This is a genomic window from Pseudomonas sp. MPB03 (assembly GCF_046605385.1).
In the GTDB taxonomy this organism is placed as follows: Bacteria; Pseudomonadota; Gammaproteobacteria; order Pseudomonadales; family Pseudomonadaceae; genus Aquipseudomonas; species Aquipseudomonas zanjanensis.
This window is the reverse complement of record NZ_CP176770.1, coordinates 2,811,504-2,837,555: the sequence shown is the minus strand read 5'-3', so window position 1 is coordinate 2,837,555 and position 26,052 is coordinate 2,811,504. Positions and strand designations below refer to the sequence as shown.

The following is a 26,052-nucleotide window of genomic DNA, read 5'->3' as shown; positions in this document are numbered from 1 at the left end:
CGGTCCAACGGCAGCAGGGGCAAGTCGGCAAGGTCCTTGACCACCGTCACCTCCCGGCGCGCCAGTAGTCCCGCACTCATGCGCAAGGCATCGTCGATCAGCGCTGCGACTGGCACTGTCTCGACAATACTGACGGCGACGGCATAGGACTGCTGGGCCGCGACAATGGTTTTGATGTGGTCAATGCCCTTGGTGAGTTGCCCGAGCTCTTCGATGATGCCCTCTTGCTCTTCCGTCACCACCTTTGCCAGCTTGAGCAGGTAATCGGGCAGCATCTTTCCCTTGTGGTCGTTGGTGAGAAAATCGCTCAGGTCATGGACGTGTTCGCTCATCAATTGAGCCACCTTGCCCAGCCCCTGGGCCTTGGAGGAGCGCATCTGACTGCTGACCAGTTCTGCCGATACGTTCACGCTGTTGAGGACATTGCCGACGTTGTGCAGCACAGTCGTGGCGATTTCAGCCATGCCCGCCTGGCGGGATTTTGCATGCAGTTCGGTTTGCACCTGGCTCATGCGTAGCGCCGCGCGCACACGGGCCTTGAGCTCCAGCGGCGAAAAGGGTTTGGCGATGTAGTCATCGGCGCCACTCTCCAGCCCGGAGACGCACGCCTCGCTACCACCGCGGGCGGTCACCAGGATCACGGGTAAATGGGCAAAACCGGCGCTGGCCTTGATCCGTGCTGTCAGGCCAAAGCCGTCAAGCTTCGGCATCATCACGTCCGAAACCACGACATCGATGGCTCGAAGCTGCAGCAGTGCCCAGGCCTGCTCTCCATCCGTTGCGGTGGCGACCGTATAGTCGTCGTGCAACAGTTCGCTGAGATAGCTGAGCATTTCCGGGCTGTCGTCGACCACCAGTACTTTGGATCGCAAGGCATGTTCCGGATGCTGCTCGTCGTCTGTGCCTGGCGTCGATGCCCGGTCGTTGCGACTGCCCTGGCGGCCGTCGTCAAAGCGCAGGTGGCGCTGCTCTATTGTGCTGGTTGTGCTTGGCGACGATCGCTCGTGCATATGGCTGGCTTCGGTCGGCACAGTGTGTTGCTCAGCCCCCAGCGGCAGCCGGACAAAGAAACGCGAACCTCGTCCGGGCTCGCTGTTGACGCCGACTTCGCCCCCCATCAGTTCGGCCAGGTCCTTGACCAGGGCCAGGCCAATGCCTGTGCCGCTGTAATGGCGCGTGGCGGAATTGTCGATCTGGGAAAACCGCTGGAACAGCAGCGGCAGTTTGTCGGGCGCAATGCCAATCCCCGAGTCTTGCACCGCGAGTTCGAATCGCTCGCCATCCATTGGCGTCACGGCCAGGTGCACGGTGCCGCCGGCGGGCGTGAACTTGATGGCATTGCTGACCAGGTTGAGCAGAATCTTCTCGAAGTGTCGGGGATCCAGGAACACCGTGCCGAGCGCGGGATCGATGCTGGCGGTCAACGTGCAGCCCTTGCCCTCGGCCACCATGGCGGCATCCTCGGCCAGCACACCCACCACCGTGTTCAAGTCAATGGGCGTTGGACACAGTTCAAACTTGCCCGCTTCGGCCTTGGAGAAATCGAGGATGTCATTCACCCGGTTCATCAAGCGCAGCGCATTGCGTTGGGCGCGTTCGATTTGCACCCGCCAGTCCACTGGCGGGGTGGTCGCTGCCGAAAGCTGCTCCAGCGGGGCGAGAATGAGGGTCAGCGGAGTGCGCAGTTCGTGGCTGACCGTGGCGACGAAATCGCTCTTTGCCTGGTTAGCGGTCTCGGCCTGGTTGCGCGCCTGAATGAGTTCGACGGCTTGCGCCTCCAGCACTTCGGTTTGTTGGTGCAGCGTGTCGGTCCGTTCGGCGACCATTCTTTCCAAAGAGGCCTGGACTTGCTGTCGTTCGGCCTCGGCCTCGGCCTCCAGCACGCGAATGCGCAGGGCATTCTCCTGGAACACCCGTACGGCGCGGGTCATGATGCCAATCTCGTCGCCGCGTCCGGCGCTGGCGATCTCGGCGTTCAGGTCACCGGCGGCAAGCCGGCGCATGACCGAGGCCAGGGCCACGATGGGCTGCGCGACAAATCGCGACGTGCTCCAGGCGATGGCGCCGGCCAGCAGAATGGCGACGGTGCCCGCAAGTATCGTCGCAAGCATGCTGCGATCATTGTGGATCACGGCGTCGGAGCGCGCTTGGCCTGCGAAGCGCGCCACCAACAGGCCGGCGCTCCGTGCCTCGTTGCGAACCTGATCGCGCGCGCCGCCCAGGGCATTGCTCGCCTGATGGAACCTGGCGAATGCCGCCCGGTAACCGGCAATCTGATCGCTGACCGTCAGGGGCGTAGCCTTGGCCTGCAGCCCCACGGACGAAGGGAGAACCCGAGAGAGGCGGGAAAGCTCGTCCAGAATGGCGCCGACCGAACTGGCGATCTCGGCCGACGGTGACAGGCGGAACGACAAGGTCTGCGCCTCCAGGGTGGCGACACGCTCGGCGAAACGCTTGGACAACGCGGCGGCATTGTGCAGCAAACCGGTGGCTGCCTGAATGTCGCTTGCGTCATGGGCGACCTGCCCCTCCACGTCAGCCAGCATTGTCTCGAGGCGCTCAACCACATCCCCGACGACAGCGAGATGCCGCAAAGCCTCGTCCCCCTGGAGCTTGGGCGCTTCGCCAAGATGCTCGACCGCCCGGCTGGCAGCAGCGAGCGCCGTCGCCAACTGATCCAGGGTCTCTCGCTCCTGTGGCGCCCCCATCAGTTCGCGCAGTTGTTCGACCACGGGCTGGAGTGCCGCGCCGGCACTGCGCGCCGCAGTGGCGGCCGCCCCGTCACCGGTCACCAGCACCCTGGCCACATTGGCGGTGATGATCCGTTCGCCGTTGCGCAGGGTGTCCAGGATGCGATGGGCACTTTCAATATTGCCCGCCTGCGCCGCGTGCTCAACGGCGCGGGACTCGACTCCCTTCAACCCATCGGCGATGCCCTGTTCGACCAAGAGTGTCGCCTCTCGCATCCGGCCGTAGTGGGCTGTCATGTTTTCCGTCTCACCCTCCATGGCCAGGCTCGCCGCCCGCAAGGTGGCGATCGCCGCGGCGAGCCGTTCCAGACTGCCCTTGAGCGATTGCGCCTCGGCCACCGGAATGGCGGAAAGACCGGCGATAGCCGCCGCCACCATGCCTTCGGCCTGGGACAGGCTTTCCTGGTCGCGGGTGGCAATGAAGTTTTCCACCCGTCCGGTGGCCCCGTTGACCGAGGCCAGGATTTCCGCGGAATGGCTGGCGGAATCCACCGCACGTACCATGCCGCGCAGGCCGTAGAGGTTCACCAGCGACACCGCCAGCATCAGGAACACCAGCGCGGCGACCGCCAGGCCAATCCTGACGGCAATGGGCCTGTCTGTGGCGAGTTGGAATGTCACCATGGCCCCTCCCCGCTTCCCGCGCGCCACTACTGTTTGGTAACTTCCGGCAAAGGCGTGGGCGACGCCTTATTGTTGATGGCCGCGTCGATCATTGCCGCGACGGAAGCCTGGCTGTAGAAAGGATTGGCGGCGCCGCCCACCGGCATCGTGGCGAGCCAGGCGTCCAGGTCTTTCCCATCGATACGCACCAACGGCACCTCGACGAACTTAGGCACCTGCTTGCCCGCCAGGATCTGCTGGGCCACCCAGAAACCCACCTGGGAAACGCTCGGAGAAGCGGAGACAGAGACGGTCTCGTAACCATTGGCATCGCGTTCCTGTTTCCACAGGGCGAGTTCATCCTGGCGGTTCCCCATCACGATGATCGGCAATGGACGCCCCGCCGCCTTGAACGCCATGGCCGCGCCATAACCGTCGCCCCCTTGAGTCGCGACGGCATCAATGCCGGGCAGCGACGGCAGCGCCAGCGCCACCTCCTTGCGTGCCACGGAAGCCGTCCAGTTCCCGTACACCGTCTTGGCGAATTTCAGGCCTGGGTAGTCGCCAGCGGCCTTGCGAATGCCGTCGCTGATATTCTTATCGGTGGCATCGCCGGCAATGCCGCGAATCTCCAACAGCGTTCCGTTCCCCTTGAGGCGCTCGGCGATGTAATCGATTTCCACGCGGCCCATGGCAGACCAGTTGTAGTCCACGGTATAGACACAGCTTTCGGTGACCAGGCTGGCCATCACGACCACTACGATGCCGGCGTTGCACGCGTCGCGGATCACCCCATTGAGGGCCGTGTCGGACGCGGCCAGGATAACGATGGCGTTGGTGCCCTTGACGATCAAGTCCTGGATATGGGCCGCTTGTTCCGATGCGGAGTTATTGGCGCTGACCACCGGAGCCTCCCGGATCAAGCCATCCTTCTGCGCCTGGGCCGCGATCTCCTGCCAGTTGCGCACCATGACTTTGCGGAAATCGCTTCCCGCGTAGGAGTTGCTGAAGGCAATGCTATAGCTTGCGGTCGGGCCGCCGGCGATACCGCCCTCGGCCGCTTGGGCTGGAGGGGTGGCAACCATCGCCAGCCCGGCCACGCAGCCGGCGAGGCGCCACACGATTTGGGATACCAAGCCGCTCATTCGGCCACTCCCGAAGAGAACCGAGCAGGAAAAAACAGACACATACAGACTCCTTTCTTGGGCGGCCGACAATTGAAACCAGTACATTGCTGCAGTGGCAATGAGCATAGTCTCAACATGCCCGCTCCGCGCGGCCATGGAGAATTTCAGCCAACTGAGCGATCCATAAGCTCACAGTGGCGGCGGCACCGGGGATTCCCATCTCAACCGGCTCCACGCGGAGCAATTGCCTTACCACCATCCCGCCACGCAGTGGCGAAGAATGTTTCGCAACCCTTGTTACTCCGGACGTCGAGCAGCGTCGACATTGCGTCGACTGAAGGCGCCGATCATCGGTGTACCGTGAGCACGCATGATCGGCTCGATACGGCGATGCAATGCGTGGTAGCGATAGAACGGCACCCGTGGGAACAGGTGATGCACGGAGTGCAGGTTCTGGCCGAGCCAGAACCACTCCAACGGTTTGATCCAGCCGGGCATGATCAGGCTGTTGGTGTTCCGGTAACGCGTGGACTCCTGGTAGGGCACGTGGGGGCGATAGGCGAACCAGTACGCGACGAAGTACCCACCGGCCAAGTAGCCGAACACCAGCAGCACCCAGGTATGTTCTCGCTCAATGAGCGCAATGAGCGCGGCACGCCAGCCGATCGCGAACAGCACCTCTGCAATGTAGGTTGCCTTCACCCGCCGTGGAGCGGTCGGCCAATAGTCGCGGAACAAGAAGGTGTTCTGGACCCACAGGAAACGAAATCCGCACGCCAGGAACGCGAGAAATCCACCGCTCATGCCATTAACGACGTAGTCCGGATCCTTGTCCGGCTGGTTGGTGAAACGATGGTGGGTGAAATGCTCGACCTTGTGAGTAGAGAACGGCACCATCATCAAAGGCGCGACCAGGTACCCACAAAGATCATTGAGCCACTGCAGTCGATGATGAGCACCGTGAATATTGCCGTGCACGGCCTCATGCAGGGGTGTATAGGACATGTAGGTGACAACGGCATAGACCAGTGTTGCAGTTGGCAGGGACAACTGGCCTGTCGCGAACAGATAAAAATCGCCGATAAGCGATGCCCACACCAGTAGCACCAGTGCCATCGTCGGCCAGGCCAGTTCAGTGGTGTATTCGCGTGCCGTGGCCACGGCCTTTTTATTCAGCGCGTCGAGATCCTGATCCATGGTCGTCCTCCCGGGACGTTCTTATTGTTGGTGGGTTGCGCAACCTTAGTCGGTAGTCATGTACCCTTAGTAGGACCTGGGACGCCTATTGCCATGCATTTCTGGCCAGGCCGTATCACACCGTTGTCTTAGAAGTTTTCGGCATGGGCATACCAAAGCACGCGATCTTCAAGCACCCCGTGGCCATCAGTCAGGTGATGGTGAATTTTGCTGCGCGCTATGGCGTCGATGCGCAGACCTGCCTGCTGGGCACCGGCATCATCGAAGCGCAGCTGCGGGACGCGGACGCCCTGATCGCACGCGAGCAGGAGATGCGCCTGATCGAAAACCTGATGCTGGCTTTGCCGGACGTTCCCGCGTTGGGCTTCGAGCTTGGCCTGCGATACAACGTGGCGACTTTCGGCCTTTGGGGGTTTGCGCTGCGAACCAGCCGCAATGTGCGCGAGGCCGTTCAGTGCGCCCTGCGCTACCTGCCGCTGAGCACGGCGTATTGCCGGTTGGAGATATTCTGCGATCAGCATGAGTACGGCACGAGCGTCGACGCCTCAGCGATCCCGCACCACCTGCGGCAATTCCTGCTGGAACGAGACATGGCGACCAGCATTCGCCTGTTCGACGAGCTCGCGTTGTCGGGATTGCGCCTGCTACGGCTCGAATTTCAAGGCAGCCCGCCGGCGCACGCGGACCGAATCGAAGCACTGAGCGGCATCGCGCCGCACTATGGCTGTTCGCGCAACGCCATCGTGCTGCGTCGGCAAGATGCGGAGTTGCCGCTGCCGATGTACGACGCACATCTGGTCCGGTTATTGGAAGAGCAGTGCCGCGCGCAACTGGAGAGACGGCAAGTCGGCGGCGTCACCGGCCAGGTCCGACAACTTCTGTTGGGGGCAACGGGACTGGCGGCTTCCCTTGAAGAGGTTGCCAATCAGCTGGCGATGGCGCCGCGCAGCCTGCATCGCAGGCTGACAGAGGAAGGCACTACTTTGCGCAAACTCGTCGAGGCGGAGCGTAAACAACTCGCCGGGCAACTGTTGGAAAATACCGAGATGAAGCTGGAGGACCTAGCGTTTCAGCTTGGCTACGCGGATGCTACAGCCTTCGCGCGTGCGTTCCGGCGCTGGTTTGGACAGTCGCCGAACGCGTATCGGAAAGTCTCAACGCGGTGAGCGCGCCTAAAAGACCGGGAGGCAACAGGTGCCACCCAGTCGTTCAGTTCCCGTAACGCGGCAGTCCATCAGAAGCGGTAGCTGACCGAAGCACCCAGGCCATTGGCGCTGTTCTGATACTTGGAACGGTAGGCACCCCGGGTCGCTGAGGTGTGGTTGACCTGCACGCTCTCCTCCCGCAGATAAGAATAAGCGACGTCGACCGTGACATCTTCCACCGGTGTCCAGCCAGCACCGAAGCTGATCACCGTGCGGTCACCCGTGGGGATACGCGGTCCGCGATTGGTGTTATTGGCGGGCGACTGGTCGACCGACAAACCTGCGCGAAGCACCCATTGGTTGTTCAACCGATACGCCGCACCGATGGCGTGAGCCCAGGTATCGTGCCAATTCTGCTCTTCGGTAATGGTGCCGAGCGAGCCGCTGAGCAAAGGAGGCAATCCCGAGTTCTCGATGGTCAGTTCCTTGAAGCGACTCCAACGCGTCCAGGTGCTCCCCGCATACAGGGTCCAATCAGCGTTGAGCTGATGAGTCACCGAGAAGTCCACCGATTCCGGGGTATCCACATCCAGCGACGCGTCATAGCTTTCGCCACTGACACCCAGCAAGCTGAAAATTCCATCGGTGACCTTGGTCTTGGCGTCCAAGTGGTAACTGACCTTGGAATGGTAGGTCATCCCCAAACGGGTTCGGTCGGTAGCCTGCACCAGGATCCCGGCGTTGAAACCGAGGGCCGTGTCGTCGCCAGTGCTTTTGAGTTTTCCATCGTTACGACCAGGGCTCAGGGGATTGGGCACCATTCCCGATATTTCACCGCTGATGCGGTTGAGGGTGGGACCGAAGCCAATCGAGACTTTGTCGTTAAAGGCATAGCTGACAGTGGGCTGGAACGTAAGGGTCGTGACCTCGCTTTTGTTGGCGTAATAACGCCCGGCAAAACCGCTGCCATAATCGGTCATCAGGCCGAAAGGAACATAAAAACCAACACCGAACGCCCAGTGCTCATCAATGGGCTTGACGTAGTAACCCATTGGCACCGTGGTCACTGGCACCATATCGCCGTCCTCTTGGCCACCGAAAGTGCTGCTGGTTTGGCTTATGTCGGACTTCGCGAAAAGCATCGCCGCGCCAACGCTCACCTCCTCTCTCTTCAATCGAGACATGCCTGCCGGATTGCCGAAAACGGTGCTCGCATCTTCAGCAGAGGACGAACGACCGGCAAACCCCGATCCCATCCCGCTGATGCTTTGTTCATTAAGAGCGAATCCGCTTGCAAGCACATGAGAAGTTGCGAGCAGAGCGGCGAGGCCCAGTGGGGTCTTGAGCATTATTTTTTTCATTATTAGAACTCTTGAAACAGCAGCTGAGGTGGATGGAGCTCGTGAAGAATTGCTGCAGCAACTGGGCAAAGCTGGTCATATCAACGCTCCCTGAACGGGCTGACAGTGACCCCCGTAGAGGCCTGCCCTGGAAAAACCGGAAGCCTGCCGCGGCGCTGGTTCATGGCGATCTCTCGAGACAGACGCGTCATACTTATTCATGTGACCATTTGTGTCAATAGTCACAACCCGGACAAATAAAGGGGCTGATGCGGCATTGCGCCGGCAGGGTACGCGTTTATCGGAATAGGGCTGCGCAGAAGGGGTTCGGAGGCAATTCAGAAGCGTTGACGACTCAAGACAGCACTGAAAGCGAAGGCGGCGCCCTTGAACACGCATACAAGGTGGTCCTGGTTTTCAGCGCCCTGTTTAAACCCAATCGCCCACGGCGGAAGGTGACATCAAACTGCCTGTACATTTTTTGAGCGCCCGTCAAAACGCGCTGCCTGCCTGGCATCAGCGCGGTTATCCACAGACATACTCACGGATTTCTTGGATAACTAGGTCGCCGTTATCACACCGCTTCTCAGAAATCGGCGTGGCTGAGAAGCAGGATCAGAGGTGCAGCGCGGGCCTGGCCTGGGCATTGCCATGGGCAGAAGGAACCCGGACCCGCAACGCAATCAGCAACGCGGCCAACAGCATCAGTACAGCCGCCGCCACGAATACGCCGACGCTGCCGCCGAGGCTGAACATCGCACCGCCAGCAGCGGCGCCTGTTGCGATGGCCGACTGTACAGATGCCACCACCATGCCACCGGCGCTTTCCGCCTGATCGGGTACCGCGCTGGCGACCCAGTTCGACCATGCCACCGGCACACCACCAAAGGCCAAGCCCCAGATCGCCAACAGCACCGCCTGCCCCGGCACCGAGGCCGGCAACAAAACCAGCGCCAGTGCTGCAACGCCCACCAACGTCGGCATCAACACCAGGGTGGCCAGCGGGCGGCGCTCAAGCAGCCATCCGGTTAACAACGTGCCGCCAAAGTTCGCCACACCGAAACCCAGCAGCATCAGCGACAACCCTTGCGGGCCGATGCCAGTGGTCCCTTCGAGGAACGGCCGGACATAGGTGAACATCGCGAAGTGGCCGCTGTGCACCAGCACACAACCGAACATGCCCATGGCGATGCCCGGGCGCTGCAGCACTTGCAGTACAGTGCGCAGGCGTGCCGGCCGGCGCGGCGCAAGGCGCGGCAGCGTGAACGACTGGAAAGCCAGGGTCACCACGCCGACTGCCGCCGCTGCAAAGAACGCGCTACGCCAGCCGTATAGCCCGCCCAGGTAGCTGCCCAGCGGGACCGCAACCACCGTCCCGACGGCAATGCCGCTGAAAATGATCGAGAGCGCCCGGGGCAACAAAGCACCCGGCACCAAGCGCATCGCCACCGCTGCCGCCATGCTCCAGAACCCGCCTAGGGCGATACCCAGCAAGATACGCATGACCAGCAGCACCGCGAGACTGGAGGAAACGGCGACCAGTAGATTGGAGGCGATCATCAACGTGGAAAAACCCAGCAGCACCCAGCGGCGATCGATACCGCGGGTCAGGCCTGGCACCAGCAGGCCAGCGAACAGTGCGACCACGGCAGTGACCGTTACCGCCTGGCCAGCCAACGCTTCGGACACCCCCAGGTCGGTCGCCATGGGCGTCAACAGGCTGGCCGGAAGGTACTCGGCGGTCAGCAATCCAAACACGCCCATTGCCAACGAAAATACGGCCATCCATGCGGGTGTCGCAGGTTCAACATCCGCCCCGGCGCCGAGATGGCTATCGGATACGGCATTACAAACACAGTCAGTCATTACTCGGGTCTCCCAATCCTCATTGCGACCCGCAGTCTAGGCGTGCAAATCTGGATGATCTATGATCAAGAACCTCTATTTTTTGACTGAAACACCTGAATAATGCCTACCGATCAGTTTGCCCTTTCCTCGGAACTCATCAATGAGCTGTTGCGCGGCATGCGCCTGCGTGGCGTCGAATACCGGCGTATTCAAGCCGGTCCAACCTTCGGCCTGGGCTTCGCTGCCAAACCCGGGCATGCCTGGTTCCACTTCCTGGCGGTCGGCAATGCGGTGCTGCGGATGGAAGACGGGGCAACCTATGCACTGTCTGCTGGAAACGCCGTATTCATCTCCCAGGGTGCAGCCCATCAATTGCTTTCCCATCCGGATGTTCCTGTTCAAGACATCGACCGTCTGGACGGCGCCCCCCTCGGCGATACCGTGAGCGCGGTAGATGCCGGAACCGATGCCAGCCCCACGCCGCCCACCGTTTTGTTCAGTGGCTGCATGGAATTTGAACTGGGCAGCATCCATGGCCTTGGCAGGCTAATGCCGGGCCTGATGCTGATCGATGCCGGCGGCCAGCGTTACCCCGGGCTGGTGCCTATCCTGACCACCATGGAACGCGAGGTCAGCACCGCACGTATCGGCTTCGCGGGCATACTTGCGCGATTGGCCGACGTGGTGGCCGCCATGGTCGTTCGCGGTTGGGTGGAGTGCGCCTGCGGTAATGCCTCTGGCCTGGTCGCCGCATTGCGCGATCCACGCTTGGCCAATGCACTCCTCGCGCTCCATCAACAACCGGGGCGCGACTGGACCGTTGCGCAGCTGGCGGAGCAATGCAATACCTCTCGCTCAGTCTTCGCTGACCGTTTCCAGATGACGATTGGCATGGCCCCGTTGCGCTACGTGACCGAGCTGCGAATGCGGCTGGCGAGCCAGTGGCTGACGCTCGAAAGGCTGCCGATTGAAGAGGTGGCGCAGCGCTTGGGCTATACCTCCCAGGCCGCTTTCAGTCGCGCATTCAAGCGCATTACGGGCAAGACGCCTGGATTGAGTCGTCAGTCGAGGCAGTCCGCTGTTTCCCCGCATCGGAACTAAGGGTGTGAGTGGTATTACATCCCTCAGCGCCTTTGGTAGTAGGCGCTATCGTACCATTGACGCTGTTGCTCAGCCCTCGCAATACTTCCCGCCGCAAAACAAGCCAGTCACAACAACAATAAAAATTACTGCAGGGGTGCCTAGATGCCCCCATAAAACAAGGAGTTGTTAAATGCTTGGCTACTATGCGCCATACAGCAAGGAATACATCACCACCCTGATGATCGTGACCACGCTGTTCTTTGCCTTACCCATCTTCCTCGCCCCGCTCCAATGGGCCCGGCTCATGCGCTGGACCGTCCCCGAACACGAACACCTGGCTATCTATTTCGGCCGTTGCCTCGGCGCGTTCATTCTAGTCGTTGAAATAGCAATGTTGCGTTCGGCCACCACCGGTACCAGTTTCAGTTATGCCTTCGATATTCTTTTCGTGGTCTTCACACTGATGTTTTTCGTGCATGTCTACGGCGCAATAAAAAAGATCCAGCCTATTACCGAAACACTGGAAATTGGTTTCTGGATGATCCTCTTCGTATTCAACATTCTGTTCTACCCCGCCACCAGTATCACGCTGTAAAGCTTCTTCGGACCGCGGCCGGAGGGTGCTTTCGATTCAACTGCAACGAGCGACTCCAGAATGCTGGCCGCTGGAGGGCTTTGACACATCAACCCAAGTCAAAGCATCCCGCCGGAAGATGACCGACCTCGGGTCTTGCATACAAATATCCCTGCATCAGCTCGATCCCCATGCCTAGAAGCGTCGAGCTTTCTTCACGGGTCTCGACACCTTCGGCGATGACCAGGATATCCAAGCGCCTGGCGACCAGGATGATGCCTTCGACGATCGCTTGCTTGGCCAAGTCTCGATCAATGCTTCGGGTCAGTGCCATGTCAATCTTCAGCACCTGCGGCTGGAACATGGCCAGCAGGTTAAGGCCCGAATACCCCGCGCCAAAATCGTCGATGGCGGTAGTGAAACCCTGGCGTTCGTACTCCACGAAAATCGATTTGAGGTGATCAGGATCGACCACCTTCTCGCCTTCGGTCACTTCGAACATGAGTCTTTCTGGCGGGAAATGGGCCAGGCGCGCCGCTTCCAGGGTAGCCCGGATGCACGTCTCCGGCCGGTATACGGCGTTCGGGAGGAAGTTAATGCTCAGCAAGCAATCGGGAATGTCCAGCAGGCCCAGCCTTGCGGCTTCCTCGATGGCTTTCACCCGACAAGCCTGGTCGAATCGGTAGCGGTTGCTGTCGTTCACGAGCCCCAGGATGTAGCCAGCCGATTCACCATTGACGCCTCTGACCAACGCTTCATAAGCAAACGCAGCGTGTGTCCGGACATTGAAAATAGGCTGGAAGGCCATGGTGAAATCGAACCCCAGCGCCTCATGGTTGCGGCATTCGGCGCAGCCGAGCGATTGGAACGGAGGGCTTTTCGTCATGAGCAATATTCCGTGGCGGTCAAGATACATTCCTGCGGTTACCAGGAACTGTAGCCGACACCACCTGAGTCGGCGCGCCGGAAAGAACCGTATAAAGTATCCCCAGCGAATCCCAACGCAGCGCTGAGAGAAACGGCACGCTTGCTATCAGGACCAGGGGAATCGAGCGCAAGAAGTTGCCGGTTGTGGTGGCCAGCGGATCGGCGACAGTTTTGCCAAGCAGTGAGTAGATCCCTCATGCCACCCCCGATAACAGCATCGTGAATGCGCTAACGGGGTCCGGTGCGGCTGCGCCTGGCAGCAGCAGGCTGACCAAGCCATTCAGGTCGGCGTCAGCCCCGGTATTGCTTCGCTGATCATCCAGCTCAGCGTGTTCTTCACCATGGGTTGGGGCGTTACTGTTCAAAGAGAAGCTTCGCGGTGCTCAGCTTCTCGGTGCGCTGCTGGCATTGGTTGGGTTGGGAGGCATCATTTCTATCCAGCAAGGGGAGCACGCGATACTTGGCGTACCACATCTCGATACCGAACTTGATTTCAATTGCGATCATCATTTTGGGATTGGCAGTCGGCCTCTATCGTAAGTCCCCTGGCACAATCAATGCCGCCCCGGCTGCGCAGTCGGGTCAATGAATTGTTCACAGAAAGTCGCAGTGCTGCAGGCAGCCGCAGCATCTTGTCGATCATGCGTGAAGACGGTGAGCAACTGGGTCGGTTCAGGATGCGAGGAAGCTACTCAGTCCGGTGTCGGCGGAGCTGAACCCGAATAATCAATGTGCGGGTCGGCGGTATCAATCGTCTGGAGATCCCCGGCCGCTTCTCGGTGCACTTGCAAAAAAACGCTGGAGCTGACCGTTTAAAAAAAAGTTTCACGTATGCAATCCCGCTGGACCTTCCCTTCCACCCTCATGCTTTTTCATAGGCCGTCGATACCCTGCTAATTCAGACGTTCAAGGAATGACGACATGACCCTTTCAATCAATTCTGTATTTATCCGGCCATCACCCGCTCAGCTGAGCCAAACCAGCCAGCCATTGACCACCAAGACCCTCAATGAAGACTTGCTGAAAACCACGGTCAACATCAATCCGGCGGCAATTTACCATCCAATCAATGAAGCGCCCGCGCCGAGCCCGGAAACGGAATCGATCGAGAGCATGATCGCGCGCACCCAGTCGCCGGATTACCCGCAAATTGCCGAGGGGCACAAAAGCGCCCATCAATCGCTGAAACGCTCTTTCGAAGCGTTCCAATCAGCGTTGGCTTACACCGATCCGGATCTCGCCGACAAGAAATTTGGCTTCACCATCGAAGCGGATGGCAGCCTCAAGGTCCTCGACAGTTCACGCCAGCTCAGCGCTTCCGACATGGATCGTCTGAACGAGCTGCTGAATGAGTCCAGTGAATTGAAAGCGGCAGCGAGCAACTACCGCGACGCCTCCATCGCCCTGGTGGCCGCCGACGCTACGTGGGGTGGCAACTTTACGGGTGGGTACATTCTGAACAAGGACAACTTCGCGAACACCATCGATCTGGGTGCCCTATTCCTTAAAAAAGGGACAACCCCAAACGCAGATACCCTGAACGGCTTCTTCTCCTCCCAGTTGTGGAGCAAGGGCGAGCGGATGACGCATGAAACAGTTACCCAGATGCCCGTAGGCGCCAATAAGGTCGACGTGACGGTTTGACTGGCAAGCTCTTGGAACTCACGCTACTTCACAGCGAGGTCCTCGGACCGCAGCACCCATTACATACACCTTCCTTTGATGGAAGAATTTGTTTTGAAGTGAGAGACAGGAATAATTGAAGCTACGGGCCGCTTGTTCGCGGCATGTTGAAAGTGCTATCCAGCGGAGGCGCCATTGTAAGCACCGCCTCTACCGGGACTGATTTAAAGAATGACGGTAATAAGCAATACCCCGTTTATTCACCGCCCAGGTTTTTAATATCCTCAACCAGGCTATCGAGTGTCGGACGCATGATTAATGGATCAGGCGCACCTGCGGGCGCATCGAGCCCTATCCTGTTGTGCCAGAAAGTTGGCAAGCCGACTTTCTGCGTGCCAAACAGATCGTAAGCTGAGCCCGCTACGAATATGGCGTGAGCGGGCTCGACGCCCGCTATTTGCAGGGCGAGCCTGTAGGGTCGCGCATCGGGCTTGTAGAAGCCGGCCTGTTCAGAAGTGACAATGACGTCAAATGGCACGCCTAGAAGATCCGCTGCGATATGCCCCAACCGCTCCGAACAGTTGGTGACCACCCCGAGTTTGTAGTGCGGCGCCAACTCGGTGAGCACGCGTTTGGCCTCAGGCCAAGGTTGCAACTGCATCCAGCGCGCCTCCAGATTTTGCGCGGCTTCCTTGCCCAGTCCCACACTGATCGCAGCCTCCTCGACCAATGTTTCATAAGGTCGGTAGGCACCACAGCCATAGGTCGCCTTCAAATAAGCCATACGCCAGGTGCGCCCTATTTCATCGGAACCTGCCACGCAGTTCCATAGCGTCCATGAGTCCAGCAGAGCGGTGAGCAAATCGAACAGCACGAGCTTCACAGGAGTTTGCTGAAGATTGTTTTCAATCGAATTCATGACGAGTGCCCTTCTTGAAAGTATTCAAATTTCAGCCACTGCGGATATTTCCACCAAGGCCCCGTGATGGAGTGGACCACACGGAATGATCACCCTTGCGGGACGGTGCGGCCCCATTAGCGTTGCATACGCGAGGTTCACAGTCGGCCAGTCAGCAACATCAACGATGTATATTTGCACGCTGACCAAGTGACTAAGTGAAGCACCCGCTGCCTGAAGCACCGCTTCGACATTTGCCATTGCCTGAATAGCCTGGGCTTCTATTCCATCGGGGAATTCTTGTGCATCAGGTGGAAACGGCAACTGGCCGGAAATAAATAGAAGTTTTCCTGCCATGGCACCGTGTGAATAATGCCCACCGGGCACTGGCAGTTTCTCTGCTGTGATCAAGTTCATTTGCCCCCCTTGATCGTTCAAAGTTGTGTGTTCTGTTGAACGAATTAATTACCAACCCGCGATGCGTGGCCAATAACCCACCCCGCGCCCCTCGCTGAGAACGTGATAACCCGCGTGCTGCGCCGAGGTGGCACAGGCGTGATTCGGCAGGATCCGCAGCAGCGTGCCCAAGGGCAGCAAGTTCGAGGCTTCAAGCTTCCCGGCCCGGGATGAAATGATTCCGTGCTCCTGATTGGTGGCGCTGACGATCAGATCGCCAATGGGCAGGCCCGCGGCGTCACACACGATGCCATAGCCCTGATCGACCGCTTGTTTAGCGGTACCACGATCACGAGAAAGCGCCATCCATCCCGCATCCGTAATGATCCAGCCTTTCTCTATTTGATGACCAATGACAGTGGTCAAAACCGAGACGGCAATATCTTGCACCTGACAAACGCCCAAGCCCGCCATGACCAGATCGAAGAAGGCGAACACACCCGCACGTACTTCTGTCACCCCTGATAAGTTCTCAGTAAAAAGTGCCGTGGGTGTCGAGCCGACACTGATGATCGACAGGTTGAAACCTGCACTTGCCAGCAGTTGGCTGGCCTCGATAATCGCCGCGCGTTCCTGCCGGGCGCTGGCTTCAATTTCCGCAATCGACTGGCTGTCGTAGGACTTGCCGGCGTGGGTCATCAGGCCGCTGACCCTGACGCCTCTGGCGCTCAACAACTGCGCAATTTCCACCAACAGCGGTGATTGCGGGTCGAGACCGGAACGGTGACCGTCGCAATCGATTTCCAGCAGAACATCAAAGACATGACCCGACGTTTTGGCGAACTCGGCCAGTAACCTGGCGGTGTCCAGATTGTCGAGTACCACCTTGAGCTGTACGCCTTTGCCGATCAATGCAGCGGCATGAGCGAACTTGTTAGGCGCAATGCCAACGCCGTACAAGATGTCGGTAAACCCGGCCTCGAAAAAGAAATCTGCCTCCCGCAACGTTGAAACAGTGATAGGGCCGCGCCCGCCTGCAAACAATCGCTCGGTGACTTCCAACGATTTGTTGGTCTTCACATGTGGCCGCAATATCACGTTGAATGCGGCCAGCTTATTGCGCATCCGTTGGATGTTGGCATCGAGTCGATCGCGATCCAGCAATAAGGCGGGGGTTTCGATATGAGTGAATGCTGACATGTGTGGTCTCCTGGAATGGCGCTATTCTAAGCCTCCAGTTTCAGATTAAAATTTAATAATACTTATTCTAATATTCAGTGATTCTTAATGAACGAGACGTTTGATATCCGTTTTCTCTTGGTCATCCGGGAAAGCGAGAGTTTGTTGGCTGCGTCACGCAAGCTGGGCCTGACGCCTTCGGCGGTGACCCAACGACTTCAGCAAATGGAGAAAAAACTGTCGATTCGATTGCTGGATCGGTCAGCCCGGCAACTGCGCTTTACCGATGAGGGCGAGTTCCTATGCCTGCGTGGGGCTGACCTGGTCGAGCAGTTCGATTCCCTGTTGGCTGGTTTGCAAGAGCGGCGCAGCGGCTTCGTCGGCACGTTGAAAATCAATGCACCGTTCGGGTTTGGACGACTGCACGTGGCCCCCGCGGTGGCAGCTTTCCAGCGCCTGCATCCAGACGTAGAGATTCAATTGAGTCTGTCCGAACAGCCTATGGTCGAAGCGACTGACCGGTTTGATGTCGTTATCCATATTGGGGAACTGCGCACCTCCAACCTGGTGGGCCATTCCATTGCACCCAACCGTCGCTACGTATGTGCCTCACCCGACTTCATTGAACAGCACGGTCTGCCGGAACACCCCGACCAGCTGGCTACCCTGCCGTGCATTGCATTGCGGGAAAACAACGAAGACGTCACGCTCTGGCATTTCACCCGTGCGGGAAAAACACACAATGTGCGAATCCGCCCAGCGTTGAGCTGTAACGATGGAAGTGTTATTCGGCAATGGGCTTGCGAAGGGAACGGCATCATCCTGCGTTCTGAATGGGACGTTGCCGACGCTCTGGCGGAGGGAACGTTGGTACGACTACTGCCTGGTTGGAAACTGCCAGAAGCCAATATTGTTGCGCTGACACATCAACGCGAAGGCTTGCCCGCGAGAACGCTCAAATTTTTGCGCTTCCTCCAGGATCAATTCCGGCCACAGCCGCTCTGGCGGCAATAGATCTTGTTCTATTCGAAAAAGGCCCTTTGAAGAATCTTGTTTTAACCAATGCTGACCAGCCGCTTGGGTCGATAGCTGCCATTTGCATCGCTAAGAGCAATGCCCGATGCATAGGAACGATGAATGAAACCAATCAAGATTCAACAAATGCTGCTACCGCCAACACCTGCGGTTTCAATCCGCAGCGCACATCAACCACTTTTTAACCTCTAGCTAATGGGTACTCCGGTCCAATTGCGCATGTACTGGCAACTCCACCTCAAGAAACAGCGCGGACGTCCAGACCCGTGACTGGTCGCGCTGCCGGGCGCAGATGAACAACGGGTGTTCTCGCCCTGCTTCAAGCCCCAACCGCGCCAGCTCAATGTTGCCCTGCAACTCACGGGGCAACGGCGCAGCGGTCATCCGTTCCAGGGACATTTTCAACTCCGCGCCGGGCAAAATTTCGACCACTTGCGATTGCGCCAGCAGTTGTTCGCCGGAGAGTTCCATGACCACCATCGGCGCGTGTACGTAAGGTTGCGGTTCGGACGGGTCACCAACCTTGATGTAGTTGTCGATACGGCTATGGATCTGCAGCGTGGCGCCGGCCAGTTGCGACAGGTCGATTTCGATGCTGTCGGTGTCGCCGTTGGTGTCGGTGCGAAACGCCAGGACTGTTGCGTCCTTGCGCCATACGGTCTGCTCGGGATGATCGAGGCCCAGGGCGCGAAAGCCGTTGATGACTGCGCCGGTGATGCGGATCTCGCCGGTCCAGTAGGCGCCGCGATAACGATCCTTGATCCGTGCCCCTCCGAGACGCAAACGAATGCGATGCGCGCAGAAACCCAGTTCCTGGTGCAGGTTGCGCGACCAGATCAATTGGTCGCCATCGAACAGATCGACCTGTTCCCAACCCGCCTCCCCCAGCAGTCGATAATCCAGGGAGGCATTCGAATCGGCAGTGAAGACTTCACCCATGAAATGCTTGCCCTGACGCAGGCTGGCAAACGAACGCTCGCCGGTCGTGGCGAAGGTGCGGCGGGCGCGCAAGGCCTTGCCGACGCTGGCGCGGTCGAAAGCCTCGGCGACCACGCCGGTCAGCCCGCCACGGGAGCCGAACACCGCCGTGGCCGGAACGCCGCCACCGCAGCGCCCCTGATGTTCATCACTGTTCGCGGCGGCGCCGACCCGATAGCCGCGCTGCAACGCTTCGGCGTAGACCCAATGGAACTGGCCCCAGGCCGAGCCGACCTCGATCAGCCGTTCGAGCTCAGGGTGGTGCCAATCAAGGTTGCAACGGCGTCCGCCGACGTGGGGCATCATCAGGTGGCCTTCGGGATCCTTGGCATAGGCAGCGTACAACTCGTCAACCGGCCAGGCGCCCGGTTTGATGGTGCCGGCAGTGAACTCGTTCCATTCGAAGGAGCGCACCAGCCGGCCCTGATTGTCGAAAGGGAATTCGGGTTTGCGGTCATGCAGGAAGACGACGTTGCGGTCGCCCCCGGCACAGGAGTTACCGCACCATTCGGTGCCGGGATAACACACGAATCGGCCCGGCTCATTGAGTTCATGGATCAGCTTGACCGCCTGGTCCCAACGTTGCTCGGTGATATTGAAGTCATTGGCGGTGTAGCCGAGTACATCGAGCCCGGCGACATCGCGGCCGTAGCTGAGGTTGTACAGGGTGTCGTTGGTGCCCACCGTGTCATCGGAGTGCACATGCAGGTCGGCGTAGAGCGGGCGCAACGCCGTACCGGCCGGGTCGACAGTGACGAAGGCCTGGGCGCCGTCGACAAAAGGTGCCGCCACCTCGGCGGACAGACGCCACTCACCCACGACGCCGAGATCAAGCGCCTCGATACGGGCCGTCGCCCAACCTTCGCAGGCCAGCGTGAACGGCTGTTGACGCTCGCCGCCCTCCGGGTCAACCAGGGTCAAGACACCGTTGAGCGGCAAATTTCGGCAGGTGTTGCCCCACGCATCGTCCACCCGCAACAGGACATCGAACGCCTCGCCGGCGCTGACCAATCGCGGCACGATCAACTGCACGCGCTGCGCCGGCCCCGGCACGATGTCCAGCAAGGGGTCGCCCGGCACCTCGGCAAATTTCGAGCTGCCCAACGGGTCGATGAACAGGCGAAAACGGAAGTCCTTCTCGACGAAACTCTGCACCCGTGTCCCCGCCCCGCCCTGGCGTCGATCACCCAGGCGGATGATGACTTTGTCGCCCGGGTTCAAATAGCCGTCGATGATGTCGATGATGATCGCTTTCTGGAACGGCCGTTCGTGGCCCTTCTGATCGAAGCGCACTTTCAAGTGCTGCACCGTGGCCTGGCTCTGGCCGGGAACCAACTCACCGGCCTGGTATTCGGCGCTGACATAGTTGGGACCGGCCGGGTTCGAGGTCTGGAACAACGCCCAGTCGGAATAGAACTTGAAGGCCAGCTTAAGCCACGCACCGTCGGCCAGGCCGCTGCCACCGACCTCGTAGACCAGGGTGATTTCATCCCACTGCCCGGCGACCAGCGTGTCACGGTCGCAGTGGACGCTGCCCAGGAACGGACGTTTCTTGTTGCGCTCGTACAGGCCTTGCGGGGCGATGTAATGCCCGGCTTCGCGGGGATCGAAAACGTTACTCACATGACACCTCGTGCAGTGGTCCACTAAAGGGTTCGAATACGTAGGACGATGCTTATTGCATGCGCCATTTCTGGTAGTGAAGCTCGATGCGCCGGAACACGAAGCTCTCCATGAGCCAGGCGATCAGGCCGATCACGACGATGCCCAGCAGCACCTGGCTGCTGTTGCCGATCTGTCCGCCGGTGGCGACCATCCAGCCGATGCCTTGCGATGCACCGATCATTTCCGCCGCGACCAGCGCCCGCCAACCTTGGCTGAAGCCGATGCGCAAGGCGGCGGTCACGAACGGCAACGAGGCCGGCAAATAAACATGGGCCAACAGTTGCCCGGCGTTAGCGCCCAAGGTTCGCGCCGCACGGACTTCACCGCCGCGGATGCTTTGCACGCCCTCCTGGATCGTCACCGCCATGGGGAACATCGCGGCAATGAAAATCACCAGCACGATGGAGACATAACCCAGGCCGAAAATAATCATGATCAGCGGCGCCCAGGCAATCGGCGGGATGGCCATGAACAGGCTGTTGAGCGGCGAGATGAAATCGCGAAAGCGCGAGGACAGGCCCGCGGCCGTGCCCAGCAAGACGGCCACGATTACCGCCGCGCAAAAACCACCCAGCTCTTCCAGCACGCTGGCTTGCAGGTGCTGCCACAGCGAACGATCCCCCAACCAGCGCAGCGCCTCGCGGGCAACGTCCCAGGGCTGCGGCAGGATGTAGGTGGGAAAGCGGCTCGCCAGGGCGATCCAGATCAACAACAGGAATGGCAACGACGCCCATCCCCAATTCGGTTTTGGCAAGGACATGACGGACTCAGTGCGCGGATTTTTCCAGGTAGGAGGTATCCACGATCTGTTCGGTCTTGAGCGTGGTGTCGATAAAACCCAGGTCATGGGAGTAATTCATCAGGCGCTGGATGAACTGGATGTCCGAAGCCTGCAAGTCCGCCGACCAGCCCAGCCGAGTCCGCGCTTGGGCGACGATGGCCTCCGGCGTGATGGTCTTGCCGTCAATGCCCTGCACCGCTTCCAGCTTGAAAGCCTCGGCGATGAGCCGGTTCGATTCGACGGGGTGCTCATTGAGGAAGGCGATCGCCTTGCGGTGGGCACGTAGCAGCTTCACCACATCGTCCGGGCGCTCCTGCAAGGTTTTTGGCAAGGCAATCACCACGTACCATGGGTACTTGGGCAGCGCCTGGTTGACGTCCAGCAGGATCCGGCTCGAACCGCGCAGCACCGATTGGCTGACGAAGGGTTCCCAGGAAAATGCCGCATCGACAATGCCGCGTTCCAGGGCGGCGTTCATGTTGCCCGGCGGCATGTCGATGATGTCCAGCTCCTTGTCAGGATCGAGCCCGGCCTTTTCCTTCAGGACGTAACCGCGCAGCAGCACATCCATGCCACTGCCCTTCTTGACCCCGGCGAGCTTTTTCCCCTTGAGCGCTTCCAGCTGGATGATCGGACTCTTGGCGTCGACAATCACCGCGGCCTGACCGTAATTGACCTTCGCCAGGATCCGGCTTTGCAGCCCGCGGGAAAACCACTGGTACACCGGTGGCGTGCCGACATAAGCCACGTCCAGCTCACCGGCGGCCAGCGCCTGCTGGATCACCGGGCCATCGCCCAACGCCTTGAGGTCGACATTCAAGCCCTCGTCACGGTAGTAACCCTGTTTGTCGGCGATCAGCGCCGGGGCGTTGGCCATGGCGAAAACATAGCCCACGCGCAAGGGTTTCGCCTCGCCGGCCACGGCAAATGCGCTGCCCGCCAACGTAGCGGCGGACAAGGTAAGGGCAAGCAGCGAACGTTTGATCATGCTGTCAGCTCAAGTCGAGGGGTGGGGTAAACCGTGGCGTCTCCCGCGTTCATCACCTTGGCGATGCGGGTCATCAGCTCATTGCGGTAATCGAGGAACGCCGGCAGGCGGCGGGTTTTCAGGTTGGTACGCGGACGTGGCAGCTGGATCTCCAGCTCGCTGTGAATACCGCCCGGCGCGATGTTGAGCACAATGACCCGATCGGCGAGGAACACCGCTTCGTCAATGTCGTGGGTGATGAACAGCACCGTCTGGCCCAGTTCGGCCCAGATGCGCAAGGTCTCTTCGTTCATGCTGTTGCGGCTGATGGCATCGAGCGCGGCGAACGGCTCGTCCATCAGCAACACGCTGGGTTCCAGGGCCAGGGTCCGGGCCAGGGAGACGCGCTGTTGCATGCCACCGGAAAGCTGGTGCGGCAGCCGATGCGCCGCGCTCTCCAGACCAACCAGGCGCAGGTACTGCAAGGCCTGTTCGCGCTGCTGCGAGGCGTCGGTGCGGGCGCTCATCCGCAGGCCGAAGCGGACGTTTTCCAACGCGCTCAACCAAGGAAACAATTGCGGCGCCTGGAACACGTAACCCAACTCCGAACGCTCCGGCCGCACCGCTGTCTGGTTGATGGTGATCTGCCCAGCCTGTGGCTGCATGAAACCCGACAGCAAGTTCAACAGCGTGGTTTTCCCGCAGCCGGATGGCCCGAGAATCGCGACGAATTCACCAGGCTTGGCGTTCAGGCTGAACGAGGAAAACACCGCATGCCCATTGGGGTAACGGAAGCTGATATCAGCAACTGTCAGGGCATCGGCTTGCAGCTGCGGAAGGGTTTTGAGCATGGCAAGTGTCGTCAGGTCGTTTACAATGGCAATACCTGACATAATACGTATTAATACAAGTAGTCCCAATAACCTATTTTTATAACCTTAGAAGTGAAGGCGCCCTGCCCCACTCAAGGCCATGGAAGCTGACAGTGTCCACCTCCATTCTTCGCGACAGCAGCACCTCGCTTTACGAACAGATTGCCCATCAACTGCTGGAGGAAATTCAGCGCGGCGATTTCGAACCCAGCGGCAAACTACCGTCCGAGGCGCAGTTGGGCGAACGGTTCGGGGTGAGCCGCGTCACGGTTCGCCTGGCGGTGGGCAAGCTCAGCGACGACGGCGTGGTGGAACGCAAGCAAGGCAAAGGCACCTTCGTCGCCGCCAAACAGGTACGCCACGGCCTGGATGCGTTGCGCAGTTTTCATGAGGCGTTGTTGCTGCAAGGGCTGCAACCGAGCATGCGGGTGCTCAGCCATGCCCTGTTGCCTGTTCCGGAAGCCATGCGGGGTTTGTTTGAAGTGGCAGACGACTGCCTGCTGCTGGAGCGCCTGCACTTCGTCGATGACGAACCCATTGCCCTGGGACGCAGTCACTTACCGGCGGAGTTGGCCAACGTGGCCTGGAGTGAAGTCGAACATCAGCCGATCTATTCCATCCTCGAATCAATCACCGGCCTGGCGGTTATCCGCGCTGACTTGGCGATCCGCGCCCAGGAGGCTGACAAAAGCCTGGCCAATGCGCTGCACGTCAAACGCGGCGCGGCGCTACTGGTCATGGAGCGCACATCCTATTTCGCCGATGGCCGCTGTTGCGACCGCACGACGTTTTACATTCGGCCGGAACGTTATGCCTTTATTCTCAGTGGGGTTTTCAAAACCACTTCAGGTGTGTAGCCGTCGGAACAGCGCACAGGGCGTTGCCCCCCACGCGTTACCGAAGGTGTTAGCTGTATCGGAAACCCAGCCTGATCAGGTGCGTCCACCGGCCAGAACCATTTGAGGGGCCAACGAATTCGCGCCTCTGCATATAAAATTCAGGCACAAAAAAAAGCCACTCATCTGAGTGGCTTTTTTCTGAATCTTGGAGCGGGAAACGAGACTTGTATCTGGCATCCGACTCGTTGAAATTTAAGGGGGTTTCTTTTCTTGCCGGGGCAGGAAAGGCTTGATTCTGGACTTGTTTTTGACGTGCATCAAGGGCTAAGAGGGTGGCCTCGAATCTATGCGACTTTGTTCGATCTATAGCCCATCGGGCGGCAAAGTCCGCATTGGCAGCCGACTCGATGGCCGCTCACAACCGGATCCTGGCGATTAAAGCTGCATGCGGCGAATTGCCAATGACTATAAAAAGTCGCTTTTCGGTGATCCCAATTCCTCTACGCTGATTTCACGCATGCGGAATTTCTGCACCTTGCCGCTGACGGTCATCGGAAAATCGTTAACGAACTTGAAATGGCGCGGCGTCTTGAAGTGAGCGATCCGACCTTTGCAATACTCGCGCAACTCGTCGGCGCTGACCTGGTGCCCCTCATGCAACCTGACCCAAGCTACAATCTCTTCTCCGTAGGCTTTGTCCGGCACACCGATGACCTGCACATCTGCTACCGAAGGATGAGTAAAGAAGAACTCTTCGATTTCGCGCGGATAAACATTCTCGCCGCCCCGAATAATCATGTCCTTATTGCGCCCGATGATCCTCAGGTAACCCTCCTCATCCATGATTGCCAGGTCACCGGTGTGCATCCAGCCTGCGTCGTCGATGGCCTCCGCGGTCGCTTGCGGGTTGTTCCAGTAGCCGAGCATTACGCTGTAGCCTCGGGTACACAGTTCGCCGATCTGACCGCGAGCAACGATCCGGTTTTGCTCATCGACGATCTTGCTTTCCAGATGCGGCTGAGTGCGGCCGACACGGGTGACCCGGTGCTCGATATCGTCGTCCGGGCCGGTCTGGGTGGAGACCGGGCTGGTTTCGGTCATGCCGTAGGCGATCTGCATCTCCTTGAGGTGCAGGTCGTCGATCACTCGCTTCATGACTTCGATCGGGCAGGTGGAGCCGGCCATGATGCCCGTTCGCAGACGGCTCAAGTCCAATAATTGGCGCTCCGGGTGGTCGAGCATGGCAATGAACATCGTCGGCACGCCATACATGCCGGTCGCTTTCTCCTGTGCGGCGGCCCGCAGGGTCTCCAGCGGATCGAAGGCTGCGCTGGGGTAGATCATTGTCGTTCCGTGGGTGACACACCCCAGATTGCCCATGACCATGCCGAAGCAGTGATACAGCGGCACCGGTATCACTAACCTGTCGTGCTCGCTGAGCTTCAGGCTTTCACCGACCATGAAACCGTTATTCAGGATATTGTAGTGACTGAGGGTGGCACCTTTGGGAAATCCAGTGGTACCCGAGGTGTACTGGATGTTGACGGGGTCGTCGAACTGCAGTTGCTCACCGCATTGCCGTAGTTGTTCCGCAGGCACTTGTTCCGCCAGGTCCAACAGGCCCTCCCATGACAACATGCCGTCAGCCGGCGTGTCGCCGAGGCTGATCACGCCCCGCAATTCAGGCAACCGGCCGCTTTCCAGTACGCCGATAGCGCAGCGGTGGAGTTCGGGCAGCAGATCGTGAAGCATCGCGTGGTAGTTGGAAGTCTTGAACGAGTCGGCACAAATCAGCCAGCGACACCCCGATTGCTTGAGCGTGTACTCAAGCTCGGTCAGACGGTAGGCCGGGTTGATGTTCACCAGCACCGCCCCCACCTTGGCGGTTGCGAACTGGGTGATGCACCATTGCGCGCAGTTCGGCGACCAGATGCCTATCCGTTCACCGGCCTTGAGGCCCAGCGCGAGCAACCCTCGGGCGCAACGATCCACCTCCGCGGCCAACTGTGCCCAGGTATAGCGCAGCCCTTGATGCCGTACGACCAACGCTTCGCCATCGGTGAACCGTTCCACCGCTCGATCGAACGCTGCGCCGATGGTCATCGCCAGCAAGGGTGTGGTTTGCGGTCCACTGGTGTAACTGGGAACACTCATATCGATTCTCTCTGTACGATCCAGGTGTGGGCCGGGGGGTTTACCCCGCAGGTGCCCTTGTTGAATGACTT

19 protein-coding genes and 4 pseudogenes are annotated in these 26,052 nt (G+C 59.5%); 8 read left to right on the top strand and 15 right to left on the bottom strand.

Annotated features, from left to right (window positions below; translation table 11 throughout):
- Positions 1–512 precede the first annotated feature (512 nt).
- The 4 genes and pseudogenes from ACLH0I_RS12755 to ACLH0I_RS12740 form a co-directional block, all read right to left on the bottom strand.
- Positions 513–848, bottom strand: a pseudogene (locus ACLH0I_RS12755) (response regulator transcription factor); the annotation flags it as partial.
- A 213-nt stretch (positions 849–1,061) separates the two neighbouring features.
- Positions 1,062–2,111: pseudogene (locus ACLH0I_RS12750) on the bottom strand (sensor histidine kinase); the annotation flags it as partial.
- Between the two features lie 1,289 nt (positions 2,112–3,400).
- Positions 3,401–4,498 carry an ABC transporter substrate-binding protein gene (locus ACLH0I_RS12745; RefSeq protein WP_411387244.1) on the bottom strand — a complete coding sequence of 366 codons (1,098 nt, stop codon included), beginning with the start codon at positions 4,496–4,498 and terminating at the stop codon, positions 3,401–3,403.
- Positions 4,499–4,777: 279 nt separating this feature from the next.
- Entirely contained in the window at positions 4,778–5,677 is a 900-nt protein-coding gene (locus ACLH0I_RS12740; RefSeq protein ID WP_411387243.1) for a fatty acid desaturase family protein, read from the bottom strand.
- A gap of 143 nt (positions 5,678–5,820) precedes the next feature.
- On the opposite strand from ACLH0I_RS12740, the gene ACLH0I_RS12735 reads away from it, so the two are divergent.
- Positions 5,821–6,843, top strand: coding sequence for an AraC family transcriptional regulator (locus ACLH0I_RS12735; protein WP_411387242.1), 1,023 nt, complete (start codon positions 5,821–5,823; stop codon positions 6,841–6,843).
- Positions 6,844–6,911: 68 nt separating this feature from the next.
- Here the strand turns inward: ACLH0I_RS12735 and ACLH0I_RS12730 are convergent, their stop codons facing one another.
- On the bottom strand, positions 6,912–8,183 hold the full coding sequence (locus ACLH0I_RS12730) for an OmpP1/FadL family transporter (RefSeq protein WP_411387241.1): 1,272 nt from the start codon (positions 8,181–8,183) through the stop codon (positions 6,912–6,914).
- A 594-nt stretch (positions 8,184–8,777) separates the two neighbouring features.
- Positions 8,778–10,028, bottom strand: a complete 1,251-nt coding sequence (locus ACLH0I_RS12725) for an MFS transporter (RefSeq protein ID WP_411387240.1) — start codon at positions 10,026–10,028, stop codon at positions 8,778–8,780.
- A gap of 102 nt (positions 10,029–10,130) precedes the next feature.
- Here ACLH0I_RS12725 and ACLH0I_RS12720 point away from each other — a divergent pair, with 102 nt between their 5' ends.
- Positions 10,131–11,111, top strand: coding sequence for a cupin domain-containing protein (locus ACLH0I_RS12720; RefSeq protein ID WP_411387239.1), 981 nt, complete (start codon positions 10,131–10,133; stop codon positions 11,109–11,111).
- Between the two features lie 172 nt (positions 11,112–11,283).
- Positions 11,284–11,688, top strand: coding sequence for a hypothetical protein (locus ACLH0I_RS12715; RefSeq protein ID WP_250961478.1), 405 nt, complete (start codon positions 11,284–11,286; stop codon positions 11,686–11,688).
- 88 nt (positions 11,689–11,776) lie between these two features.
- On the opposite strand, the gene ACLH0I_RS12710 is transcribed toward ACLH0I_RS12715, so the two are convergent.
- Positions 11,777–12,553 (bottom strand): EAL domain-containing protein, encoded by a 777-nt coding sequence (locus tag ACLH0I_RS12710; RefSeq protein ID WP_250961479.1) that lies wholly within the window; start codon positions 12,551–12,553, stop codon positions 11,777–11,779.
- A 319-nt stretch (positions 12,554–12,872) separates the two neighbouring features.
- Here ACLH0I_RS12710 and ACLH0I_RS12705 point away from each other — a divergent pair.
- The 3 genes and pseudogenes from ACLH0I_RS12705 to ACLH0I_RS12695 all read left to right on the top strand — a co-directional run.
- Positions 12,873–13,062: pseudogene (locus ACLH0I_RS12705) on the top strand (EamA family transporter); the annotation flags it as partial.
- A 98-nt stretch (positions 13,063–13,160) separates the two neighbouring features.
- Positions 13,161–13,277: pseudogene (locus tag ACLH0I_RS12700) on the top strand (IS3 family transposase); the annotation flags it as partial.
- Between the two features lie 238 nt (positions 13,278–13,515).
- The gene (locus ACLH0I_RS12695) at positions 13,516–14,238 is read left to right on the top strand and encodes a hypothetical protein (RefSeq protein ID WP_250961480.1); all 723 of its coding nucleotides are present in this window, start codon (positions 13,516–13,518) and stop codon (positions 14,236–14,238) included.
- A gap of 235 nt (positions 14,239–14,473) precedes the next feature.
- On the opposite strand, the gene ACLH0I_RS12690 is transcribed toward ACLH0I_RS12695, so the two are convergent.
- Genes ACLH0I_RS12690 through ACLH0I_RS12680 form a run of 3 tightly spaced genes read right to left on the bottom strand, consistent with a single transcriptional unit; the run spans position 14,474 to position 16,711 of the window.
- Positions 14,474–15,136 (bottom strand): HAD family hydrolase, encoded by a 663-nt coding sequence (locus ACLH0I_RS12690; protein ID WP_250961481.1) that lies wholly within the window; start codon positions 15,134–15,136, stop codon positions 14,474–14,476.
- A gap of 24 nt (positions 15,137–15,160) precedes the next feature.
- Positions 15,161–15,532 (bottom strand): RidA family protein, encoded by a 372-nt coding sequence (locus tag ACLH0I_RS12685; RefSeq protein WP_250961482.1) that lies wholly within the window; start codon positions 15,530–15,532, stop codon positions 15,161–15,163.
- Between the two features lie 48 nt (positions 15,533–15,580).
- The gene (locus tag ACLH0I_RS12680) at positions 15,581–16,711 is read right to left on the bottom strand and encodes an alanine racemase (RefSeq protein WP_250961483.1); all 1,131 of its coding nucleotides are present in this window, start codon (positions 16,709–16,711) and stop codon (positions 15,581–15,583) included.
- Positions 16,712–16,798: 87 nt separating this feature from the next.
- Here ACLH0I_RS12680 and ACLH0I_RS12675 point away from each other — a divergent pair, with 87 nt between their 5' ends.
- The gene (locus ACLH0I_RS12675) at positions 16,799–17,704 is read left to right on the top strand and encodes a LysR family transcriptional regulator (RefSeq protein ID WP_411387238.1); all 906 of its coding nucleotides are present in this window, start codon (positions 16,799–16,801) and stop codon (positions 17,702–17,704) included.
- 213 nt (positions 17,705–17,917) lie between these two features.
- Here the strand turns inward: ACLH0I_RS12675 and ACLH0I_RS12670 are convergent, their stop codons facing one another.
- From ACLH0I_RS12670 to ACLH0I_RS12655, 4 genes are read right to left on the bottom strand one after another with little or no spacing between them, the layout of a single operon-like run.
- Positions 17,918–20,326 carry a hypothetical protein gene (locus tag ACLH0I_RS12670; RefSeq protein WP_411387237.1) on the bottom strand — a complete coding sequence of 803 codons (2,409 nt, stop codon included), beginning with the start codon at positions 20,324–20,326 and terminating at the stop codon, positions 17,918–17,920.
- Positions 20,327–20,378: 52 nt separating this feature from the next.
- A complete protein-coding gene (locus ACLH0I_RS12665) occupies positions 20,379–21,128 on the bottom strand; it encodes an ABC transporter permease (protein ID WP_411387236.1) in 750 nt (249 codons plus the stop codon).
- Positions 21,129–21,135: 7 nt separating this feature from the next.
- Positions 21,136–22,137 (bottom strand): ABC transporter substrate-binding protein, encoded by a 1,002-nt coding sequence (locus ACLH0I_RS12660; RefSeq protein WP_411387235.1) that lies wholly within the window; start codon positions 22,135–22,137, stop codon positions 21,136–21,138.
- Positions 22,134–22,967, bottom strand: a complete 834-nt coding sequence (locus ACLH0I_RS12655) for an ABC transporter ATP-binding protein (protein WP_411387234.1) — start codon at positions 22,965–22,967, stop codon at positions 22,134–22,136. The genes ACLH0I_RS12660 and ACLH0I_RS12655 overlap by 4 nt, the downstream gene beginning before the upstream one ends.
- 134 nt (positions 22,968–23,101) lie before the next feature.
- Here ACLH0I_RS12655 and ACLH0I_RS12650 point away from each other — a divergent pair, with 134 nt between their 5' ends.
- Complete coding sequence (locus ACLH0I_RS12650; protein ID WP_411387233.1) at positions 23,102–23,845, top strand: GntR family transcriptional regulator; 744 nt, start codon at positions 23,102–23,104, stop codon at positions 23,843–23,845.
- Positions 23,846–24,292: 447 nt separating this feature from the next.
- Here ACLH0I_RS12650 and ACLH0I_RS12645 read toward each other — a convergent pair whose 3' ends face one another.
- The gene (locus ACLH0I_RS12645; RefSeq protein ID WP_068934536.1) at positions 24,293–25,981 is read right to left on the bottom strand and encodes an AMP-binding protein; all 1,689 of its coding nucleotides are present in this window, start codon (positions 25,979–25,981) and stop codon (positions 24,293–24,295) included.
- Positions 25,982–26,052: the final 71 nt, after the last annotated feature.

Bases quoted from the DNA above. Each gene is read 5' to 3' on its own strand.
- ACLH0I_RS12745 (WP_411387244.1), bottom strand. From the start codon at position 4,498: ATGAGCGGCTTGGTATCCCAAATCGTGTGGCGCCTCGCCGGCTGCGTG.
- ACLH0I_RS12740 (WP_411387243.1), bottom strand. From the start codon at position 5,677: ATGGATCAGGATCTCGACGCGCTGAATAAAAAGGCCGTGGCCACGGCA.
- ACLH0I_RS12735 (WP_411387242.1), top strand. From the start codon at position 5,821: ATGGGCATACCAAAGCACGCGATCTTCAAGCACCCCGTGGCCATCAGT.
- ACLH0I_RS12730 (WP_411387241.1), bottom strand. From the start codon at position 8,183: ATGAAAAAAATAATGCTCAAGACCCCACTGGGCCTCGCCGCTCTGCTC.
- ACLH0I_RS12725 (WP_411387240.1), bottom strand. From the start codon at position 10,028: ATGACTGACTGTGTTTGTAATGCCGTATCCGATAGCCATCTCGGCGCC.
- ACLH0I_RS12720 (WP_411387239.1), top strand. From the start codon at position 10,131: ATGCCTACCGATCAGTTTGCCCTTTCCTCGGAACTCATCAATGAGCTG.
- ACLH0I_RS12715 (WP_250961478.1), top strand. From the start codon at position 11,284: ATGCTTGGCTACTATGCGCCATACAGCAAGGAATACATCACCACCCTG.
- ACLH0I_RS12710 (WP_250961479.1), bottom strand. From the start codon at position 12,553: ATGACGAAAAGCCCTCCGTTCCAATCGCTCGGCTGCGCCGAATGCCGC.
- ACLH0I_RS12695 (WP_250961480.1), top strand. From the start codon at position 13,516: ATGACCCTTTCAATCAATTCTGTATTTATCCGGCCATCACCCGCTCAG.
- ACLH0I_RS12690 (WP_250961481.1), bottom strand. From the start codon at position 15,136: ATGAATTCGATTGAAAACAATCTTCAGCAAACTCCTGTGAAGCTCGTG.
- ACLH0I_RS12685 (WP_250961482.1), bottom strand. From the start codon at position 15,532: ATGAACTTGATCACAGCAGAGAAACTGCCAGTGCCCGGTGGGCATTAT.
- ACLH0I_RS12680 (WP_250961483.1), bottom strand. From the start codon at position 16,711: ATGTCAGCATTCACTCATATCGAAACCCCCGCCTTATTGCTGGATCGC.
- ACLH0I_RS12675 (WP_411387238.1), top strand. From the start codon at position 16,799: ATGAACGAGACGTTTGATATCCGTTTTCTCTTGGTCATCCGGGAAAGC.
- ACLH0I_RS12665 (WP_411387236.1), bottom strand. From the start codon at position 21,128: ATGTCCTTGCCAAAACCGAATTGGGGATGGGCGTCGTTGCCATTCCTG.
- ACLH0I_RS12660 (WP_411387235.1), bottom strand. From the start codon at position 22,137: ATGATCAAACGTTCGCTGCTTGCCCTTACCTTGTCCGCCGCTACGTTG.
- ACLH0I_RS12655 (WP_411387234.1), bottom strand. From the start codon at position 22,967: ATGCTCAAAACCCTTCCGCAGCTGCAAGCCGATGCCCTGACAGTTGCT.
- ACLH0I_RS12645 (WP_068934536.1), bottom strand. From the start codon at position 25,981: ATGAGTGTTCCCAGTTACACCAGTGGACCGCAAACCACACCCTTGCTG.